Source organism: Trueperaceae bacterium (assembly GCA_031581195.1).
Classification (GTDB): Bacteria; Deinococcota; Deinococci; order Deinococcales; family Trueperaceae; genus SLSQ01.
The window spans coordinates 1-3,659 of record JAVLCF010000021.1; the positions used below are offsets into that span (position 1 = coordinate 1).

At 74.3% G+C, this 3,659-nt stretch carries 2 protein-coding genes; one reads left to right on the plus strand and one right to left on the minus strand.

The features are described 5' to 3' along the window. A partial coding sequence (locus RI554_03250; protein MDR9391025.1) for an amino acid permease occupies nucleotides 1-540 on the minus strand: 540 nt, incomplete at its 3' end. A 298-nt stretch (nucleotides 541-838) separates the two neighbouring features. Between RI554_03250 and ppdK the strand changes: the two genes are divergently transcribed. After that, a complete protein-coding gene (gene ppdK, locus RI554_03255; protein MDR9391026.1) occupies nucleotides 839-3,619 on the plus strand; it encodes a pyruvate, phosphate dikinase in 2,781 nt (926 codons plus the stop codon). Nucleotides 3,620-3,659 lie beyond the last annotated feature (40 nt).

Genomic DNA, 3,659 nt, shown 5'->3' on the forward strand with positions numbered 1-3,659 from the left:
GGCGGCGGGCGGGGCGACCGCCCCGCCGGCGAGGGCGCCGACCCCCACCGCGACGAACGCGACGAGGGCGGCCAGCGTCACGGCCAGCAACGCGAGGTTCGCGGCGCTGCTGCGGCGCACGCCCCCCAGCACCGCCGCGGTGACGCCGGCGACGGCGGCGAGCGCCAGCGGGACCTGCAGGCCGGCGGGGGCGCCGGCCGCCTGCAGCAGGTAGCCCGCCACCCCGAGCGCCGCCGTCGCGGCGGACGCGCCCTTCGCCGCGAGGAACGCGACGCCGGCCAGGAACCCCGCCCACGGCGCGAGGAAGCGGCGCCCGTAGGCGTACGTCCCCCCCGCCACCGGATGCACCGCCGCCAACTGGGCGCTCGAGAGGCCGTTCAGGGTCGCGACGCCCGCCGCGATCAGGACCGCCGCCGGCAACGCCGGCCCCGCCGGGCCGGCGGCGATCGCCAGGGCGACGAACACGCCGGTCCCGAGGATCGACCCGAGCCCCAGCCCGACCGCCCCGACGAGCCCCAGCTCGCGGCGCAGGACGCTCACGGGCGGACCCCCCGGGCCGGCGTGGGCGGGGTGGGGCGTGACGAACGGGGACGCGGCGCGCACACGACGCGGCACGATGCCACGAACGCGCCGTCCGCGCGTCAGGGATCCGTCAACCCCCGCGGGGGACGTCTGGCCCTCGACGCGACCCGGTCGGGCGCGCAAGCGTCGGGGCACCCACCCGACGGCCCGGGGCGACGTCGCGCGCGCGCGACGCGGCGCCGTCCCCGAAACCGGGCTCCGCCCGTCCGCCTCGCGCAGGCGGGACCCCCGCGGTCCCGCGAGGGGAGTGCGCACCATGGCCGACCGCTGGGTCTACCCGTTCCGCGACGTCGCCGACGCCGAAGCCCAGGCCGGGAGTTGGGAGGCGACCCGCGCCCTGCTGGGCGGCAAGGGCGCCAACCTGGGGGACATGACGCGCCTCGGCGTGCCCGTCCCCCCCGGCTTCACCGTCACCACCGAGGCGTGCAACGCCTACCTGGCCGAGGGCAACGCCTTCCCCGCCGGCCTCTGGGAGCAGGAGCTGGAGGCGCTCGCAGCGGTCGAGGAGGCGACCGGCAAGCGATTCGGCGACCCCGCGAAGCCGCTGTTGATCTCCTGCCGGAGCGGCGCGAAGTTCAGCATGCCGGGGATGATGGACACCATCCTCAACCTCGGCCTCAACGACGACGTCGCCGCCGGCCTGGAGGCCTTGACCGCCGACGAGCGGTTCGTGTGGGACGCCTACCGGCGGCTGGTGCAGATGTTCGGCTCGGTGGTCCTGGGCGTCCCCGACGAGGTGTTCGAGGCGGTCATCACCGCGACGCGCAACGCGGTCGGCGCGCGCGTCGACGCCGACCTCCGCGCCGACGACTGGCGCGAGGTCACCGCGACGTTCAAGGAGATCGTCCGGACGTACACCGGTGCGCCGTTCCCCGAGGACCCCTACGAGCAGTTGCGCCTCGCGACCGAGGCGGTGTTCGCCTCCTGGAACGGCAAGCGCGCCCGGGACTACCGCGAGGCGTCCGGCATCGCGCACGACCTCGGCACGGCGGTGAACATCCAAACGATGGTGTTCGGCAACATGGGGCCCGACTGCGCGACCGGCGTCGCGATGAGCCGCGACGCGACGACGGGCGAACCGACCCTCGAGGGGGACTTCCTCGTCAACGCGCAGGGGGAGGACGTCGTCGCCGGCATCCGCGCGACGCAGAGCCTCGACGACATGCAGCGCGACATGCCCGACGTCTACGAGGCGTTCCGCGGGATCGCCGACCGGCTCGAGCGGCACTACCGCAACATGCAGGACATGGAGTTCACCATCGAGCACGGCACGCTGTGGATCCTGCAGACCCGCGACGGCAAACGCACCGCGCAGGCCGAGGTCCGCATCGCCGTCGACATGGCCGAGGAGGGCCTCATCACGCGCGGCGAAGCGGTCCGGCGGGTGTCGCCCGACCAGGTGGACGTCTTCCTGCACCCGCAGTTCACGACCGACGCCCGGGAGCGCGCCACGAAGCTCGCGACCGGCCTGAACGTCAGTCCCGGCGCGGCGGTCGGGGACGTCGCCTTCGACGCCGACACCGCCGAACGCTGGGCGAAGGAGGGCCGCGCGGTCGTCATGGTGCGGCCCGAAACGAAACCCGACGACGTGCACGGCATGCTGGCCGCGCAGGGGATCCTCACCAGCCGCGGGGGGCGCACCAGCCACGCCGCGCTCGTCGCGCGGCAGTTCGGCAAACCCGCGGTGGTCGGCGTCGCCGACCTCGAGATCGACCTCGAGGGGCGCACCCTCCGCGTCGGCGAGCACGCACTCGAGGAGGGCGACCCCATCAGCCTCGACGGGACGCTCGGGGAGGTGTTCGAGGGGGCGTTGGACACGGTCGTGCCCGACCTCGACAACCCGTACCTGGCGACGCTGCTCGGCTGGGCGGACGACGTCCGGACGCTGGGCGTGCGCGCGAACGCCGACTACCCCGAGGACGCGGCGAAGGCCCGCACGTACGGCGCGGAGGGCCTCGGGTTGGTCCGCACCGAACACATGTTCTTCGAGACCGAGCGGATCGGGGTCGTGCAACGCATGATCCTCGCGCGGAGCGCCAGCGAGCGCGCCGAAGCGCTCGACGCGCTGCTGCCCTACCAACGCGAGGACTTCGCGGGGTTGTTCCGCGCGATGGACGGCCTCCCCGTCGTGATTCGCCTCCTCGATCCGCCGCTGCACGAGTTCCTGCCCGACCGCACCGACCTGACGCGCGAGCTGGCCGACCTCAAGGTCCAGCTGCAGCACCAGCGCGACCTCGCCGGCGTCGACGCCCTCCTCGAGGCGCTCCGCCTCAAGCAGGACCAACTCGTGCGGGTCGAGGAGCTGCACGAGGCCAACCCCATGCTGGGGACGCGCGGCGTGCGGCTCGGGATCCTCATGCCGGAGCTCGTGACGATGCAGGTCCGCGCGATCTTCGAGGCGGCCTGCGACGTCGCGGCGGAGGGCGTTGCGGTCGACCCGGAGATCATGATCCCGCTCACCAGCCACGTCCGTGAACTCACCCGGCAGATGGCCACCCTCGAGGCCGAAGCGAAGGCGGTCATGAGCGAACGCGAGCACGAGGTGGCCTACCGCTTCGGGACGATGATCGAGGTGCCGCGCGCCGCGCTGACCGCCGGGGAGCTCGCCGAGGTCGCCGAGTTCTTCAGTTTCGGCACGAACGACCTCACCCAAACGACGTTCGGCATCAGTCGCGACGACGCGGAGAAGGGCTTCCTGCTGACGTACCTCGAGCAGGGCCTCCTCGACGACAACCCGTTCACGACGATCGACGAAGCCGGCGTCGGGTACCTGGTGCGCCACGCGACCGAGGCCGGCCGCGCCGTCCGGCCCGACCTCGAGGTCGGCATCTGCGGCGAGCACGGCGGCGACCCCGCCACCGTCGCGTTCTGCCACCGGACCGGCCTCAGCTACGTCAGCTGCAGCCCCTTCCGGGTCCCCATCGCCCGCCTCGCCGCGGCGCACGCCGCCCTCGACGACGCGGCGTCGACGCGCGCCGACGCCGCCCCGGAGGACGCCCCGGAGGGCGCCCCGGAGGGCGCCCCGGTCGAGGCCTGAGCGCTTCCGCCGCCCCGGACCTCGTGGGTCCGGGGCGGCG